Source organism: Paenibacillus sp. SZ31, assembly GCF_012912005.1.
Classification (GTDB): Bacteria; Bacillota; Bacilli; order Paenibacillales; family Paenibacillaceae; genus Paenibacillus.
In genome coordinates, this window is sequence record NZ_JABBEA010000007.1 from 37879 (window position 1) to 54522 (window position 16644).

Annotated in this window: 17 protein-coding genes; 1 reads left to right on the forward strand and 16 read right to left on the reverse strand. The window is 43.2% G+C overall.

Features of this window, described 5'->3' with window-relative positions:
- Positions 1 to 67 precede the first annotated feature (67 nt).
- The 15 genes from HF638_RS15290 to HF638_RS15360 form a co-directional block, all read right to left on the reverse strand.
- A complete protein-coding gene (locus tag HF638_RS15290) occupies positions 68 to 1648 on the reverse strand; it encodes a sigma-70 family RNA polymerase sigma factor (RefSeq protein WP_169480977.1) in 1581 nt (526 codons plus the stop codon).
- Positions 1649 to 1874: 226 nt separating this feature from the next.
- Positions 1875 to 2390, reverse strand: a complete 516-nt coding sequence (gene gerQ, locus HF638_RS15295) for a spore coat protein GerQ (protein WP_169480978.1) — start codon at positions 2388 to 2390, stop codon at positions 1875 to 1877.
- A 19-nt stretch (positions 2391 to 2409) separates the two neighbouring features.
- Complete coding sequence (locus tag HF638_RS15300; protein WP_076217086.1) at positions 2410 to 2832, reverse strand: cell wall hydrolase; 423 nt, start codon at positions 2830 to 2832, stop codon at positions 2410 to 2412.
- Between the two features lie 160 nt (positions 2833 to 2992).
- The gene (locus HF638_RS15305) at positions 2993 to 4678 is read right to left on the reverse strand and encodes a hypothetical protein (RefSeq protein ID WP_169480979.1); all 1686 of its coding nucleotides are present in this window, start codon (positions 4676 to 4678) and stop codon (positions 2993 to 2995) included.
- 204 nt (positions 4679 to 4882) lie between these two features.
- Entirely contained in the window at positions 4883 to 5632 is a 750-nt protein-coding gene (locus tag HF638_RS15310; RefSeq protein ID WP_169480980.1) for a glucose 1-dehydrogenase, read from the reverse strand.
- A gap of 147 nt (positions 5633 to 5779) precedes the next feature.
- Positions 5780 to 6172, reverse strand: coding sequence for a DUF2500 domain-containing protein (locus tag HF638_RS15315; protein ID WP_169480981.1), 393 nt, complete (start codon positions 6170 to 6172; stop codon positions 5780 to 5782).
- 110 nt (positions 6173 to 6282) lie between these two features.
- The gene (locus HF638_RS15320; RefSeq protein WP_169480982.1) at positions 6283 to 6876 is read right to left on the reverse strand and encodes a C39 family peptidase; all 594 of its coding nucleotides are present in this window, start codon (positions 6874 to 6876) and stop codon (positions 6283 to 6285) included.
- A 301-nt stretch (positions 6877 to 7177) separates the two neighbouring features.
- On the reverse strand, positions 7178 to 7600 hold the full coding sequence (locus tag HF638_RS15325; RefSeq protein WP_169480983.1) for an NUDIX hydrolase: 423 nt from the start codon (positions 7598 to 7600) through the stop codon (positions 7178 to 7180).
- Between the two features lie 68 nt (positions 7601 to 7668).
- Positions 7669 to 8169, reverse strand: a complete 501-nt coding sequence (locus tag HF638_RS15330) for a hypothetical protein (RefSeq protein WP_169480984.1) — start codon at positions 8167 to 8169, stop codon at positions 7669 to 7671.
- A 90-nt stretch (positions 8170 to 8259) separates the two neighbouring features.
- On the reverse strand, positions 8260 to 8685 hold the full coding sequence (locus tag HF638_RS15335) for an NUDIX hydrolase (RefSeq protein ID WP_169480985.1): 426 nt from the start codon (positions 8683 to 8685) through the stop codon (positions 8260 to 8262).
- 4 nt (positions 8686 to 8689) lie between these two features.
- Entirely contained in the window at positions 8690 to 9325 is a 636-nt protein-coding gene (locus HF638_RS15340) for an SMI1/KNR4 family protein (protein ID WP_169480986.1), read from the reverse strand.
- Between the two features lie 375 nt (positions 9326 to 9700).
- On the reverse strand, positions 9701 to 11494 hold the full coding sequence (locus HF638_RS15345; protein ID WP_169480987.1) for a serine hydrolase domain-containing protein: 1794 nt from the start codon (positions 11492 to 11494) through the stop codon (positions 9701 to 9703).
- A 23-nt stretch (positions 11495 to 11517) separates the two neighbouring features.
- A complete protein-coding gene (locus HF638_RS15350) occupies positions 11518 to 12321 on the reverse strand; it encodes a class I SAM-dependent methyltransferase (RefSeq protein WP_169480988.1) in 804 nt (267 codons plus the stop codon).
- A gap of 178 nt (positions 12322 to 12499) precedes the next feature.
- Entirely contained in the window at positions 12500 to 12709 is a 210-nt protein-coding gene (locus tag HF638_RS15355) for a hypothetical protein (RefSeq protein WP_169480989.1), read from the reverse strand.
- 147 nt (positions 12710 to 12856) lie between these two features.
- Positions 12857 to 14134, reverse strand: a complete 1278-nt coding sequence (locus tag HF638_RS15360; RefSeq protein WP_169480990.1) for a WD40/YVTN/BNR-like repeat-containing protein — start codon at positions 14132 to 14134, stop codon at positions 12857 to 12859.
- A 334-nt stretch (positions 14135 to 14468) separates the two neighbouring features.
- Between HF638_RS15360 and HF638_RS15365 the strand changes: the two genes are divergently transcribed.
- A complete protein-coding gene (locus HF638_RS15365; RefSeq protein WP_169480991.1) occupies positions 14469 to 15398 on the forward strand; it encodes an L-lactate dehydrogenase in 930 nt (309 codons plus the stop codon).
- A 93-nt stretch (positions 15399 to 15491) separates the two neighbouring features.
- Here HF638_RS15365 and HF638_RS15370 read toward each other — a convergent pair whose 3' ends face one another.
- The gene (locus tag HF638_RS15370) at positions 15492 to 16472 is read right to left on the reverse strand and encodes a GntR family transcriptional regulator (RefSeq protein ID WP_169480992.1); all 981 of its coding nucleotides are present in this window, start codon (positions 16470 to 16472) and stop codon (positions 15492 to 15494) included.
- Positions 16473 to 16644 lie beyond the last annotated feature (172 nt).

Genomic DNA, 16644 nt, shown 5'->3' on the forward strand with positions numbered 1-16644 from the left:
TTATTACTTTTATATAGCATAAGAGTATAGGGCATTACTCGCTTCTCTATATCTTCTGCTCTACTTCCTATGTCGACTCAATCTCCACTATGGTCTCAGAAGCGGGGTTCCAGCGCCACTTGGCTTGTTTCCCACTTTCGTTATGCAATCCACCGGTCCAGAATTCATCCTGCTTCAACATAGCCCAATCGACCTCGCCACTCAGTACCTGAATCCCGAGTTCCGTCAGCGACAGGACTCCGTCACGGAATTTTTCATCATGCTGCATGAAACTAGGGAAAGGTGTTGCACCGGTCATCTGAAGTAGAGCATGAGGTTCTTCTGTCATCCGCTTCAGGTGTGCCCAGTATTCAAGATCACCCATCCCGAGAATATGCAGCTTGTCCCCTACCTCGCGAAACAAAGGATACGGACTCTCCACACCAGCTGTAATGGTCTCCAGTGTCATCTGCTCAATGACTCCCAGGCCGTTTGATACAGATGGCAGACGGGACAAGTGGGCCTTGAACGCAGCGTTTGCAAAGGAGAGCACCGAGGTGTCTGCCTGCAAATAATCCAGATGATGACGGATATCAGGCGACGTATAGGCTTCCCAGAACTGTGCACCTGCTTGTAGCTCGTCCGTGTCAATAACGTGCCAACTGCCAGACAGACGTTCGATCTGCGTGGAGGTAAGTTGGCCCAGTCCCCTAAAGTGCTCAATCTCTGGATACGAGTCAATACAGAGCAGATTCAGTTTCGTATTCTGGAGTGCTTGTCCTTTGAAATAATGCAATAAGTAAGATAACATCGTCTGATCATAGAGGTCGTATTCGAACCACAGGACAATCTCCTTATATTGTTGAAACGAATGCAACTTGCGCTCAAGCTCCTCGATCTGCAAGTATTCCGTCTGCGGAATGCCCAACTGCTGCTCTAACACGGATGCCCGATTCTTCCGTTCCTTTACATCTCCCATATCTTTGGCTACTGGTCCGAACGTGTACAATTCTCTCCATACGAGGATATCTCCCTCGATTCCACTCTCTCTTAGACGATTCGCAGCGTGATCTCCATTCATAATGTGTAACAATCCTTTTCCTCCTTCATACAAGTCACTGAACACAGAGACCAGATCCCTCACTGGCATAGAACGCTTGAGTTTGGATCGGGCATCAAACAGCCTTTTCTTTAATGCAGGTACCTTGACCCCGAGAAAATCCGATATTTCCTTCAACGAGTATCCTTCCAAATAAAACAGTTCAACAGCAATCCGCATCGATGACGGCAATTTTGCAATCGAATCACGCAGCGTACGATGAATTTCGTTTTGCACCGCTTGTTCTTCTGGATTATGCGCCTGATCCTCTTCCTGGAATACATGCTCCAGCTCCTGAACGGGAATCAGGGTATGCTGCTTGCGCCTTAGCCAGCGATAACACTGCCTCTCCACGATCACCTTGAACCATCCAGGAAAAGCCTCCGAGTCCTCCAGCTTGGACAGATTGCCAAAGGCTTCAGTAAATGCCTCCTGCACAACATCTTCTGCCCAAAATGTATCTCCTAAACGATTGTAGGCAACAGCAAGAGCCATCCCGCGATATTGAGACATCAGTTGTGCGTAAGCTTCGGGTTCGCCCTTCATCGCTCCTTCAATCCATGACTTCAATGCTATGGACTCCCTTCATATAGGCATGTTTCTTGTTCTGTTCATATATAAGTGCCATGTTTTTATCAAAAGGTTACGTCTGACTCAATCATATAGTAATCATTTTGCACAAATTCTTATGTAAAAAGCCGCCCCGTCTGTGGAATACCTCCACATTCAGGACAGCATGTAATTCATTATGTGTTATCCATATCAAATATCAATCAAAATGAAGAGGCGCCAATGATCATCTGCTTGGAGCTTGTGGGTAGTTGCCTACCACGCCCGGATATTGATACAACAACGGCTCATCAAATGTAGCATAGTCGAAGTTGACCATCAACAGCATGATCCGTCTTCCTGTCTTCGGATCGCTGATGATAATATGGTCACGGCCCGCTGCTTCAATGATACCTTGGAATATGCGAGCGTTCCACTCTTTGTTGCCTTCGTATGTCATGTAGAACGTACCGAATTTCCCGAGGTTCAGACGCAAAATATTCTCAATGTACGACTGCTCAAACTGTGGCGCCGTTGTAGTGATTACTGCACCCGTTGGTGTCATTGGGCTTCCACTGGATACGAGTGGGGGTACACTTGTGGAGCTTGGTGATACCATTCCTGGTGTTACTGACATGGCAGGCATTCCGTTACCGATTTTGTAAGACGTACCTTGAACCTGAGAATTAGCTTGTTGACCCAACACGGAATTCGCTTGCTGACCCAACGTTTGAGTCGTTGGTTGATAAGGCTGATTAATCATGGTGATTCCTCCCCAAATTTTAATATACTTCCGGACAGTCTTCGCCTGAAGGACTGAAGAAACAATGCGCTTTAAAACGTCCTGTATTTTGCTGGTCATACCACGTTGCCGGACACTCGGCCACAGGTCGGAAGAACCACAATGAATTGCTGGCTGGCCAGAAACGCTCTCCATTGATCACCCGTTGTGCCAGACGAATCTCGGACTGTCTTGCCCGCTGGTAGAAGTAACCCTTCTGTGTGGACTCGTAGCCTCCTGGATTCTGGAATACCATACGATTGATGTCGCGAATATCCTTAAAGTCCAGACAATCTACCAGTACCCGGTTCACACTTACATTGCCCACAAGCAACATACCCTGTTCGCCGTCACCTTCAGCCTCCGCCCTCATTAGCCTAGCCAATAGCTTGACGTCCTCTGAGTTGGCTTTAATAACAGCCATATTCTGTTTCCTCCCTTGTTTCAGCTGTTCATCTCCGTACATCGTATTGTGCAGGAGCCCATTCGGTGACACGATTCCATCTTTTTTCCATAAAAAAAAGCCCGGAACCTCACCCAAGGTGAAGTCCCAAAGCAACTTATTTCTTATATTACTCGCCTGTTCAGGGTTTGGCTTCAATCCAATAATCATAGGCATGTACAATATTGCCCTGGTACGCCTGATATTCGGCCAGCAGATCGGGAAGCTTAGCAAGCTGAAGTTCCATCTCCGCTGCTCCCTTCTCATAAAATGAAATATGAGGACCTTCGTGGTTCTCCTTCATTTCTACCGAAATCATCAACCTTTTCCCTAAACGATCGGCGATCTCCATCTCCTGACTCACAACAGCAGCGATGCCATTGGAACCTTCGGCGTTGTTACGGAAAGCCATCAGTGACACATGATCGAGTGTACCAATCATAAATTCCGTCACAGACATGTCTTTACCCGGCAGCGGGAAGGTATCCAGCCATATGGCAAGATCTGCACTTGTTTCGAGATCACTGTCCTTCTTCGTTTCTTCCTGGAAAAATGTAATGTTCGCAGCCCATTCGGTCAACAGGGTATTCCGATTGTTCTCCCAGTCCGGCAAGGTATAAGGCTCAATATCCAGATGGATGCCTTCAAATTGTTCATCCGGCTCAGATTCAGCATTATAATTTTTCACATAATCAATCAAGCGCTGAATCCTTGGACGATTTTCCTTCTTGCCCCAGATCGGGTGTCCACCCATCGCATGAATTTCAATACCTTGAGCTCTGGCTCGTTTCACAAAACTGCGGTAACTGGAATAGGGTTGATCCAGATCCAAGCGGACATACAACCAGTTAATATTCTGCTCTCTCGCAAACGCTAAGATGTGCTCCCCTCCGTCGTTCGTCACCTGAGAGGCCTCCCAGATATACGTTCCCCGAATCTCTGGCTGGTTGGATGGAATCTCCGGTGATGGCAGTTCCGACGGTTCCAGTTGTCCCCAGTATACAATGTCATGTACAGCGGAACCGGCGTAGGAAGTATGCTCGCTGAATGCGGAGGCAACTTCTTCAATAACACTTTCCAGCTGCGCTGCCCCTTTACCGGCAAATGTCGTGAACTCCTCGCCAGGCATGGGCTTGGTATTCAACCCAACCGTGACGCTCGCATTGCTGGCATCAGCCCAGTTCAGTTCCTGTTCAATTAAACGTATGATGCCATTGTTTCCTTGCGCATTATCACGGTAAGCTAGTAAAGTGACATGATCCACTTGTTCAATAAACCAACGTGACAATGGTTCGTTATCTGCATCCTCAGAAGTTCTATTCCCTGTGACGGTGTACGAATCCAGCCAAAATGGCAGGTCAACATTCACAGCAACAGCGCCACCCTGTCTCACTTGCTCAAGTAACAGATTCATATTGGCCACCCAGGATTGAACCAATGGCTTGGCATCTTCTTTCCAGGCTGGTAACACGTAGGGCTTGATATCCAGATGTATGGCATCAAATCGCTCATTGGGCTCAGCTGCCAGATTATAGTCACTTACCCACGAGGCTAACCTGAGCATGGGGCCTTCACGCCCACTGACCGCCCAGGATGGATCGCCTCCCAGCGCTTCAACCGCAATACCTGCACGGCTTGCTTTGGCTATAAACGTCTGGTATACCTCCTTGGACAGCGTCATGTCTACATTCACGTACAGCCTGTTTATCTTATGTTTAGCTGCATTGGCCAGCAGCTCATCTCCGTTGCTAACAGACTGCGCCTGCCATACCCAGGCCGCCCGTATATCCGCGCCGTCTGCTTCAGCAGGTGACTCATTCCCTATCATTATCATCCCTCCGATCAGCAGTAACAGCCAAAATACCTTCCGGGATTGTTTCCCGAACATATACTCCCTCCATTCCTCTACTGTTGTAAAATCACATTTATTATAGCAACCGAGTTATTAAAAACAAATAAGCCCAAGTGCTTAACTTGGGCTTATTACTCTTATGTTGGGACAGCGCAGGGCTCACCCGGCTCGATCCCGGTTCTAGTCCTCATATATCATTTTTCGGGTCATGCCTCCATCAATAACGAGGTTGGTCCCTGTGACAAAGGTATTGCTTGGGTCAGATAAATATAGACAAGCACGGGAGATATCCGAAGGAATACCCACACGACCAGAGGGATGCTGTTCATGATCCTCCTTTTTCAGTTTCTCCACGTCTCCTGTCTCAATCCATCCGGGACTGATACAATTGACCCGAATTTGGTCTTTGCCCAGTGAGACCGCCAGCGCATGCGTCAGAGCCACAATCGCACCTTTGGATGCGGCATAGGCTTCGGTATCAGGCTCAGACATCAGTGCACGGGTAGAAGCCATGTTGATAATGGCACCGCCGTGTTCATTGCTTTTCATATGTTTGGCTGCTTCCCGACTCGCCAAAAAGCAACTTCTCACATTGGTATTGAGTACATCGTCCCATTCTTCCAGCGTTAGCTCATAGGGTGATTTCCATTTTGCAAGTCCTGCGTTGTTCACCAGAACATCAATTTGTTTGAATTCCTCCACGGTAGTCCGAAAAAGATTCGTAATATCCTGCTCGCTCCGAACATCACATTGAACAAAGATGGCTTCTCCGCCTTCATTGCGAATGGAAGCTGCGGCTGCCGCACCCTCCGCTTCCTTATGGTCAGCAAGTACGACTTTAGCCCCGGCGACCGCATAAGCCTCGGCCACACTGCGTCCTATTCCCTGAGCGGCACCGGTTACAACAACGACCTGATCTGTAAATGACATATTTATTTCCTCCTCTATGGTAATGATCCTGCGATCAAAATTTCATTAAGCCTCTCCTTATATAAAAACACGTTAGGCCCATTAAGAAACGCTTGTCCAGCAAATAATCAAAAAAAGCTCACGCCATCCTGGCGCAAGCTGCTCGGTTTAACCGCGTAGGCGTTCGGAATATAAGCGATTATATCGCTCGAAGCCTATGTAACGCGTTCCTTTGAACGAGAGCCGTCCTTCATCCCCCTCAGCGCACAAACCATACTCTTCGCCATTGACTTTGAATTCGAGCCGATCTCCACTCTCTACTTCAAAGGTGACATAATATAAGGTTCGTGCTGTACTGCCTGGTTCGGATTGAGACTGACTCGTCTTCATCCGTCTGCTGGTGATTCTTGAAGGTACGGTCAACAGTGGCTCTGAGTTGTTACGCCCCCACTTCCATACTTCTTTTCCCATCGACAGAAGGACTATACCTATAAGCAGAACAAATACAACCGGAAAGACGGTTCCAAACAAATCAAACATCCAGGATGATTCAATGCCCATGTCTCTCCCTCCGTTCATACAACTTAGGACAGCCGGAGTCTTGACCCGTCTCCTGTAATGTATATGCGGACGTACACAGAACTTGTTAACCCGATTAAATATTTGAGCAATTAAATCTGCACTGGATGTACGACGATATAGGAGTTTTGACAAAAAGGTAACCAAGATCTCCATAACGTGTTCAGTTCAATACTGCTGATTTTTCGATTGTAATATTCTTTATCACAATTCATCTTGTGATCTAACGATTCGGCCAAGTAAAAGTGCGTTTCATCATAGCCAACGACGGGAACAAAATGCAAATAACGTTGTTTGGGATGTACTCTAATAAATATAATAACGGGCACCCCTTGGCTAATCTGCTTCTTCAACGTATTCACATTCCCACGTAAGTACATTGCCTGATATCCAAGCTTTCTGAAAAAAACAACGACCGCTTTGGGATATACCGTCCCATCCAGTAATTTGCGAGGATAGGTTTCATAGAGCTTTGTCCCGTTGGACTCCACCCCGAAATGTCTCAAGACGAACGCACTGGAAAATGCAGCGCATTCATAGTTTTTCTGAATATCCAATCGATTGGGAGATTGAATATAATAAGTGCTTGGCACCTTGACGGTGTACATGCGATCTATCTTGGGAAAACTGAAATAAAGGGAGATCACCCAGAGGATAATCAACCAAAGTAATACATTGAGAAACAATACGTGACCTCCTTCACTTCATCAGATGATGTTATTTTCTAGCGTATTATGCCACTCACTAGACAGCAGACTAAAATCCGGAAGTAAATTGCGAACATGTGATGAGACCTTTGTTTTTCCTGTTCCACTTGCACCTGTCACTATAAATAAAGGTAATTTGTTCATGTCAGTCCTCTAATAAATAAGTCAGTTTCTAACGTTTTCTCGCTTTAATCACAGTTGACGATCAGCTAAGATTAACTCACCCTGACAAAAGTCTGGAGATACCGCATACCAAGATTCATCAACTATCTCCAGAACATCACTTGTTACCTTCGTTGAAATATGTAATCTCATTGCCAGTAAGTAAGCTTTTAAAGCCGTTCTTGTAATAAGGCATAAGCTCATCTGCCTGTGCTATATCCAACCATGCTATCTCAGAGATTTCATCTGGTCTTGATATCTCTTCTCTCCCTCCGACAATTTCGGCTCTGAATGTGATAAAAATGGCATGTTCCTTGATTTCTTCAAATTTACACTCATTGATTGCTACAATGCCATGAACGGTAACATCAAGTCCTGTTTCTTCATGGGCTTCCCGAATTGCTGCTTGTTCCCATGATTCATCGGGTTCAACAGCTCCGCCAGGCAGCGACCAGCTTGAACGTCCTACATTTCTTACCGCAAGTACTTTAGATTTGGATGAATTCGTTAGTAATGAGTAAACTACATCGACTCGTTTCATTGATTGAACTTCCTTCCTGGAATTGACCTTCAAATCTTTTTCGTTCATCATGACTACTTAGAACCTGCCTAACTTATCAATTTTTTGTTATTTTCTATTGATTGTTCTTCTATATATTTTTTAATAATCATTTCTCCTTCAGTTGAATTTAAAAAATCTCTTATCTCATTCCCTTTTGATTTTTCCAGCGAAGTAGATTCTTCTCTTTCAGTTTTAAATCCAAGTAACATTATTGCTATTCCTAGGCTAATTAAAGTGAAAAAATCACTATAAGTATTCACCTCTTTAACAGAGATAGCGACCTTTATATTAGGCAAAACGATGATAGCCATCACTGCACATCCAAGAAACAATGGGCGAAAATTAAATAAAATCTTGCTTAGTTTCAAACCCTTACTTGCCATTATTCTTTTAATCACAAATTCCATTAAGTCATATAGGATAAGAAAAAATGCTGCTATGGATATGTATAACAACCACTTACCAGTCACATTAATATAAGGAGTTAGTCTTAAGATTGATAAAATAATGAAGCTAACTCCGGCCACCTTAGTAAAGGTTGCGTTCAATGTAATTCCCCCTATTGCAGTTTTGATCAATTAACAAATAATTATAAATTTCCAAAAAAATTAGATAGCGCCACGCTTTTCCGGAAACTTTTAAATATTATTCTTATCGCTAAACTCAATACAAAAAGGTTGCAGCTCAGGCTTTAAACAGTACTCTATCCTTTCTCTGAAGTTTTTCCATTCGACTTTTAAAATTGCTTCTTCGATTGGAAAGAAACCAGAATCTAAACTCTCTGATGATGTGGTTAATTCTCCTCCTATTGGTTTTGCTAAAAATAACGTGTTGCATATTGAATTTTCGATATTTTGAAATATTCCACAGAATTTGATGATTTCAATGTCGATTCCGGACTCTTCTTTCGTTTCTCTGATCGCAGCTTGACTTAAAGATTCCCCCTCTTCTACTTGACCACCCGGCATTTCCCATCCTCTTCGTGGTCCTCTAATAAGTAATAATTCGTTTTTTTCGTTTATGACGATTGCAGCAGCAGATACGATATGTTTTGGAGGGCTCATTATTCTACTCCTTCTTTGACAAAGCAAGTGTATAGTTCTTGCCATCATAGTTATTCACATTTTCAATGTGTCCTTGTAAATGCCTATAATAACGTTCAGAATTTTCATTTTTCCAATTCCAGAAGTGCGCACCATTACATATAATCAATCTTTCAAACCATCTCTCAAAATTCATATCTACCTTAATTGCGCTATCAACAAATAACATTTCCGTCCAATACAGGTAGCTAGAAAATCGATCAATACATTCATTCGTATTTATAAAAAGCATATCTCCATTATCCGAGCCTATTGGAATCCAACCCTGCGGTATCATGCTAACATAATCATAATCAATGTATACCTGCCGAATCATGTTTAAGCTATACAACTGGATCCCACCTCCATAAAAGGGATGCACGAATAGCTCTGCTCCATTATGACTTAGTAAAAAAGCTTTATAGTCCCAAGGAATAACTAAATTAAACTCTTCAAATAAAGAATCGATCTCCTGATTTGATGAACCCGGATAAAACGTAAATTTTGCAGGCTCACTGTAACCAGTTGAACCTTGTATTAATAATGAATTATTACTATCTAATCTTTTCTTCAACCCCTCTAGAGTTAACTCAACTATATTGAAAACTTCCGAAGATTCCATAAAATTCATCCTTTCTACTATTTCCCGCCCTCTTAAATAAAGCCCTCTATAAACTATTCCTTATGCCAATAGAACGTATAGTGTGAATGCTGTTGAAAACCTAATGAAGTATAGAAAATACTATCAGAAATAACATATGCTTTTTCAGCACCTAAAGAGTTGCCGATAACATTTCCTTTTGCTTACTCATCGTATAGTCATCAACAGGTACAGGTCCTTAATATGACGACGGTTATCTGCGGAAATTTCAATCAAGAAATCACATACTTGTTCATAATAAGAATCATCGAAATTTCTAAAGTCAATTTTCATTTTTATCCTCCACAAATTACAATTGATTGTTACGTCAAAAGAATAATAACGTTGCTTACGGCTCTAAAAGTACAAATCCCATCCCACAATAAAAGCAGCAAATAGGAAAGCAGATATGCCAGACATGATGTATACCGCCTTTTGCTTTTTACTGTAACTCCTCTTCAGCAGTTTGTAGAACATCAAGACAAGGTACGCCACAGCTAAAATGACATAAACCAGGTTTAAGATGAGATGTATCCGTAATGAAGAATAGGGGGCAAAGCCTAAGGCACGCATGAACAATAGGATCGTATTCAAAATTAATGCCAGACTGGCAATATTAATGGCAATATGATACTTATCAAATCCTGTACCTGGTCTTTCCCAGTTTTTTAATTTGTATTTGGATAACCGAATAAAATAACCAATTGTAGCTCTCAAACTGAGTAGGATGGCTACTGCAAGAGCAATAAAAGATGCTTTGATCCCGTTTATCGTTAAGTTGGATACGGGCAAAAAGTCATTATAAGACATAGAGACCTTCTCAACAGTGCCATTACGCTCAACAACATTTGCAAAATTACTAAGGTCAAATGTGGTATAATTCTGCAGACTTAACATCGAATATGCTTTCGTAAAGCCGGAAACGACCCGTCGCGCAGGCAGATAATATCCTCCACTCTCAGATTCAATAGAATTCGTGCTGAAACTACTTCCAAACACCTTCTGGACAAGACCAACGCTATAAGCCATTTCATTTGACTGGTTTGTCATGACCACTAACCCAAAATTAGACTCCCGATCAAAAACAAATCTACTTGAAAATCCCGCCGTACTTCCAGCGTGTTCTAGTGCAGGCACCCAGTACTCTACCTCAAAGAAGCCATGCGCAATTCGAGGAGTAGAAGTCCCATCGTAATATAGACTAGTTGACAGCATCTCGTCTAACGTGGCATTGTTCTCGAACAATAAATTGCTACCATCCACAGGCATCAAGGCTGCGAGAAATTTAGCTGCATCCTCTGCGGTGCCAATGGCGCCCCCTGCAGGGTATAAGCTTATGTATGCTCTGTTCTTAGGAATGAGTTTCAGATTCGTAGTGTAGCCTTGAATCTCATTTCTCCTTTTCAAGACGTTTAGATTATCATACTGTGACGGGTGAATCGAAGTGTCTCTCATATTCAACGGTTTAAATATATGTTCATTGACATATTTGTAAAAGGGTTGTCCGCTTTGCACCTCAACGATATAAGCAGCCATAGCCGTACCATAATTTGAATAAGCAACGACACTCTCAGGTTTATCGATCTGCCTTGGTTCAAATTTTTGTAAAGCTTCTTCTAAATCCACAATGTCTTTCTCGGATGAATACCATAAATCGATCAATATATCCTCCCATCCTGCATTATGATGCATAAGGTTCAATAGGGTAATGGGAGCATCGTATTCAAGCTTCTTTAGAAAACCTTCCGGCAAATATTCCTGAATATCGGTATGCAAATCAAGCTTTCCCTGCTCGACAAGTTGCATCACACTCGTCCAGACTAATAGTTTAGAGGTTGAACCCCATTCAAATACAGTAGAGATGTCTGCCTTTCTCTGTTGCTCAAGATCTGCGTATCCATAGGCCTTATTCACAACAGTCTCACCGTTCTTGATAGCTACAACCGAAACGGCGGCGTTGTTCTTCTGATTAGTAGCCACATATGAATCAATCGTTTCCTCTAGCAAAGACAACGCAATCCTGGAGGGCGTTGTCTCCACATTCTCTACCTCAGCGTACACAGGTACAGCACACGTCACAATGATTAAAGCGAGTGACAGAAAACAAGCAATTACTTTATTAACATGGTGATATCTTCGATTAATCTTCATTGTCTACTCCCCTTATCGTTCTCCTATAGTTTTCGTGCCTTTATCACAAAGGTTACAGGGAGCATCAATGCTTTATTGGCAAAATCATCATTCTGCAGTTGCATCAAGTCATCATCAGATTCCTCAATTAGCTGCTCAATGACAAATCCTGCTTTTGCCAGCGCATTCACATAGGTTGAAAGTTTACGGTCCGTTAATGCTAGCTTACTTTCGCCAAGAGTTACCGAGTACCAAGATTCATCAAAGTAACATTTTTCAAAAACAAGTCTATCCTCTTCTGCAGCAACACATTTGTGTATAGGGTGAGACCAACTAAAGATAAATACGCCATCCTTCTTAAGATAGGAAGCAATCTGGAGAAAAGTCCCTTCAAGATCCGTTGTCCAGCCGATCGCATAAATCGAATAAACGATGTCAAAATAATCCTTGGGTATGCCACATTCTTCTTCCATAGGTGAACAGATTAAGGTCGCTGAAAGACCACATGACGTCAAAAGCTGTTGTGTCTTTTCAATTTGATTTTCCGATAAATCCGTTCCCCATAGTACACTCGCCTGACGTTCTCCCAAATACCGTAAGGATTGGCCGCTCCCACAGCCTATTTCCAATACTTTCTTTTCCGAGATATCTCCAAAAAGATGGTGTTTTTCTTCGGAGACAAATGCTCCATAGAGCGGAAGTGCTGTCACTCCTAAAACATCATTTCCTTCGGTATTCCAAAACAAGCCATTGGTTTCATGAATACTTCCTTTATCCATGTCGACCGAGATGGCATGAACCTGTCTACCGCCGATCATGTTGGTTCTAACTGTAGAACTCTTCTCCATGTCATCATCCTCCAAACTAAAATTCAAAAAAATTAATTCCACATTTTGAGTAAATCACCTTAATTATTTCTATAATAACCCATGCTGCAATATTTGCGTAGTACATTTAAAAGCGCATACATTTCTCTCCAAATCAAAAAGAACCCTCCCGCAGGAGCGTTCTCCGTGAATGATTAGCCTAAGCGTACATCAGATCCATAAACCCTCGAGTTACATCTCCACCTTCGGCTGGTTCGGGCTGATCTGCCTGTGCGTGTTCTGCCATGCAAGCCTTCACCGCTTCCTCTGTCGTACAACGATTGGCCTCGTCACATGTGTAGCATAATTGAAGCATATATCTGGTTAAGTCATCCGCCTGCGTGAATTGAGTTTGACCGTTGGTTCTCATCTTCATCACTCCTTCTCTTGTTGAGTTAAATATATCACCTTCCAGTGGATTTATTTGTGATTTATTTCACAAACTAAGTAAAAAAGAAAAGAAACCCTTAGGCTCCTCTCCTTTCTCCTATCTATTCACATCGATAACACTCTACGTTTATAGTACTTTCCAATGTACACCGCCATCTACCGTTTGCAATAACAATGATCTTTTGGCATCTGTATTTTCAACCAATATCCAACCAAGCTTGGAGGTAACCATCTGAATCTTCACAATCTCCGGATAGTCTTCGAGAATTTTTTCCAGTACACTGCTTGCAGGAAGAGAGCTCCATGTTTTGCCTGCATCCTTGGTGTGGTAGGTTATACCCTTTTGCATCGCCCAACCTTCCGATGCGTTCAGGAATACAGGTGAAAGACTGCGATTCGCACCCGTTTGTTTGTTTAAAGTGAAATTGGACAGCTTCCAGCTCTTTCCGCCATCGGTTGTGAAGAATCCATTGAATGTCGTGCTCTCCCCTTGAGAACAGGACATGGACATCCAGGCCGACTGCGCTTCACGTCCAAAAAATTGTGGTGAACTGACACTGAAATTACCACACCCGTTGAATTTGTTTCGATCAAAGAAAGATGGTCCTGTATCCCAGTTCTCTCCGCCGTCTGAGGTCACATACAACTTCGGTGTACCGAACTCAATGGCGGTCAGGAAACCATGCTTTGGATCTGAGAAGGTCATACCTGTTGTGTATCCACGTCTGGAAATCTCTTCTGTTTCCTGTTTGCCATCATCGTCACTGGATGACATCCGATTCCAAGTGATTCCACCGTCCTCGGTGAAGTACAGTTTCTTGTCCTGTTTACCAATAGCGGTATCCACCGTGGTGAGAATCCAGCCTTTTTCAGGAGATACAAAGGAGATCGCGGTCACTTTATCCGTCTTGGACAGAGATGACAGACTCCAACTTACCCCTCCATTGTTGGTCCGAAGCACCATGGTGTCTGTTCCACCCATGCCTTCGCGAACAATCCAACCATGCGTACGATCTACAAAATAAATGCTTTGTCCATATTTAGGGTTAGCCGGAAATTGTACATTTTCCGAAGGTGAAATATTGGTCCAGGTCTTTCCCTGGTCCTGTGTATAGTACAGTCGCAGCGCATTCCGCGTTACACCCCATGCCAATCCTCCGTTGTCATTGAGCAACTGAAAATCGGTCAACCGGGTCTGAATTTGGTACTTGGCCATATCCGAAGATTCTGTACTGTTGACAGGGGGAACGACGGTTAATGTCTGCCCTGTATTCCCGGCATCCTCCTGTTGTTGCGGAGGTTCTGCTTCCGGAGGTTGATCTGAGTGGGTGCATGCAGCCAGTAAAGCTACTATACCTATAGACAGCAATGCTGTCTGCGCGATTTTGATCCATTGCGAACGCAAGTGGGTTCCACCTCTCTCATCCAATTTACAGGCGCGCATGCCTGTCTTATGGCGTTTTATTTACGATTCATCAGAATCCACTGCTCCTATTCTACCACAAACCTTGTGTAAAAGGCTCATTGCCCTCTCATGGCCGGCCCGCTCCCTTTTTCCAGCTGATACTCTGGCTATATGTCGCACATTTATTACCATTAATTTGTTCCTAAACTGTTTTTCGACGGAATAATTGGTAAAAAGACATGAAATGTGAACTATTTTATAGACAACACTCGCTTTATATTTAGTAATCCCTTAATATGGATGGGAGTATAACCCAAAAGGAGAGGATATGAACATGACAAACAGTGCAGTATTGAAACCAAGTCGTGTCGTGATTGTAGGCATGGGTGCGGTGGGAACAACAACGGGATACACGCTAATGTTGAGACAGCGTTCGTCCGAGTTGGTATTTGTGGATGTGAATCATGATAAGGCAACCGGCGAAATGCTGGATATGAACCACGGTCTTCCGTTTACCGGTGGCGTGAAAGTATGGGCTGGCGATTACTCCGACTGCAAAGATGCAGATATCATTATTATAACAGCGGGCGCTTCTCAGAAACCGGGCGAAACCCGCATTGATCTGCTGAAGAAAAATGCAAGCATTTTCAAAGATATTATTGAACGTATTACTGAAGTGAATTCTCATGGTATTTTGCTGATTGCAACCAATCCTGTAGATATTTTGTCCTATACTTCATGGAAACAAAGCGGATGGCCTGCTTCCCGTGTCATCGGTTCAGGTACATTGCTCGATAGCGCACGTTTCCGTTACCTGATTGGTAAAAATAAAGGGATCGACCCGCGTAGTATTCACGCCCACATTATTGGTGAGCATGGCGATTCCGAAGTACCGGTATGGAGCCTGGCTAATGTTGCGGGAACAGACCTGGAATTGGATGAAGAAACACAACAGGATATCTTCGACCGTACCAAAAATGCAGCGTATGAGATTATTAATGCCAAAGGAGCGACTTCCTATGCAATCGCCCTTGCTCTGGACCGCATTGTAGCTGCAATTCTGGGCAACGAAGGCTCCGTTCTGAACGTGTCCACGTACCTTGAAGACTACAATGGCGTATCGGATGTCTATCTGGGCGTTCCATGTGTAGTAGATCGCAACGGCGTGCGCGAAATTCTGCCTCTTCCGTTGAATGAAACCGAGAAAGTGGCTTTCCAAGCTTCTGCTAACAAATTAAAAGAACAGATCGCTGGATTGGAATAATCGGATTATTACTTTAACAAGAGCCACCCGCATCTCTTATTTCAGAGAAGCAGGTGGCTCTTATGGATATGCATTCGGAAATGTTTCATTTATTTATTTCATATCAGAATGGATAGAGATATCATTCAACAAATTGGCACTGCTTGGTTCTAGTCTCATCGGATAGGGAACTACTTTATCTGGGGCTAGCTTAAACAATGCTGGAAAGACAGCGCCAGAAGCGTAAACTCGGTCTGTTTTCTGCAATAACCGCAGGCTTTCTTCCTGATCAAGCTCTTCCTCCCACCCTAAAGTCTCCACATTCAAGTGGTGAATTCCCGCCTCCTGAACTCGACTAGCCATCCACTCTCCTCCTATTTTACCTAAACATATAAAGGAAACGCGTGTGTTCTTCTCCAGACTCGATATTTCTAATAACAATGATGGTTCAATATCAGCGCCAATAACTAGAATTTTGATGTTGAGTGCTGCAAAGTATTTTTTGACTTCTGTAGCATGATTAAGTGTAGTTACTACGATTTTTATGTGTTGGAGCTTATCATGTATTGAATCTTCATGGAAAGGCAAGTCCTCCAGAAATAAGGTCTCCACATTCAAGCCAGTCGCCTTTTCGATAACTTGACGGTAAAAGAAATGATCGTGGCCCTTACATTCTACAAACAGGATGTCTGATTGACCGTCAGGAAATGAGCTCTGTTGCAACGCATACGCCAATCCCGTCATAAAAAATGGTTTGAGTTCAATGTTGTTCAACTCCACTTGCTTCACGGTTTCTTTTATCAGATCCATTAGTAATAAGCTTTGTTCATGGTATAACTGCCCTTTGGCAGTAACCTGTGTTCCCCGTCCCTTGTTCATCGTGACGAACCCCTCATCGCGCAGCTGATTATATACCAGATTAATCGTGTTGCGGTTCACTCCCAGTTCCTCAGCTAATTGGTTCGCCGCTGGCAACATATCTCCGGATTGTATTACACCCATTGCAATGAGACATCTCAATTGCTCTCTAATCTGCGTATTTACATTAAAAGTCCAATCAGGATCTATCCTCAATGTTAGTTGTTTGGTATCCAATGATATAAACCTCTTTTCATAGCTATATAGTTATATTATAACTAAAATCAGCTAATGCTCCAATGGAATCACCCTACATATCGAATTATATTGACATAATACCACTTTGATTATATAACTAAATAACTATGTAAATATGAATTAGGAGGCAATGACGTGCGATCAATTGAGG

Excerpts from the sequence above, each read along its gene's own strand:
- gerQ (WP_169480978.1), bottom strand. The coding sequence starts at position 2,390 with ATGATTAATCAGCCTTATCAACCAACGACTCAAACGTTGGGTCAGCAA.
- HF638_RS15300 (WP_076217086.1), bottom strand. The coding sequence starts at position 2,832 with ATGGCTGTTATTAAAGCCAACTCAGAGGACGTCAAGCTATTGGCTAGG.
- HF638_RS15305 (WP_169480979.1), bottom strand. The coding sequence starts at position 4,678 with ATGATAGGGAATGAGTCACCTGCTGAAGCAGACGGCGCGGATATACGG.
- HF638_RS15310 (WP_169480980.1), bottom strand. The coding sequence starts at position 5,632 with ATGTCATTTACAGATCAGGTCGTTGTTGTAACCGGTGCCGCTCAGGGA.
- HF638_RS15315 (WP_169480981.1), bottom strand. The coding sequence starts at position 6,172 with ATGGGCATTGAATCATCCTGGATGTTTGATTTGTTTGGAACCGTCTTT.
- HF638_RS15325 (WP_169480983.1), bottom strand. The coding sequence starts at position 7,600 with ATGAAACGAGTCGATGTAGTTTACTCATTACTAACGAATTCATCCAAA.
- HF638_RS15335 (WP_169480985.1), bottom strand. The coding sequence starts at position 8,685 with ATGAGCCCTCCAAAACATATCGTATCTGCTGCTGCAATCGTCATAAAC.
- HF638_RS15340 (WP_169480986.1), bottom strand. The coding sequence starts at position 9,325 with ATGGAATCTTCGGAAGTTTTCAATATAGTTGAGTTAACTCTAGAGGGG.
- HF638_RS15345 (WP_169480987.1), bottom strand. The coding sequence starts at position 11,494 with ATGAAGATTAATCGAAGATATCACCATGTTAATAAAGTAATTGCTTGT.
- HF638_RS15350 (WP_169480988.1), bottom strand. The coding sequence starts at position 12,321 with ATGGAGAAGAGTTCTACAGTTAGAACCAACATGATCGGCGGTAGACAG.
- HF638_RS15355 (WP_169480989.1), bottom strand. The coding sequence starts at position 12,709 with ATGAGAACCAACGGTCAAACTCAATTCACGCAGGCGGATGACTTAACC.
- HF638_RS15365 (WP_169480991.1), top strand. The coding sequence starts at position 14,469 with ATGACAAACAGTGCAGTATTGAAACCAAGTCGTGTCGTGATTGTAGGC.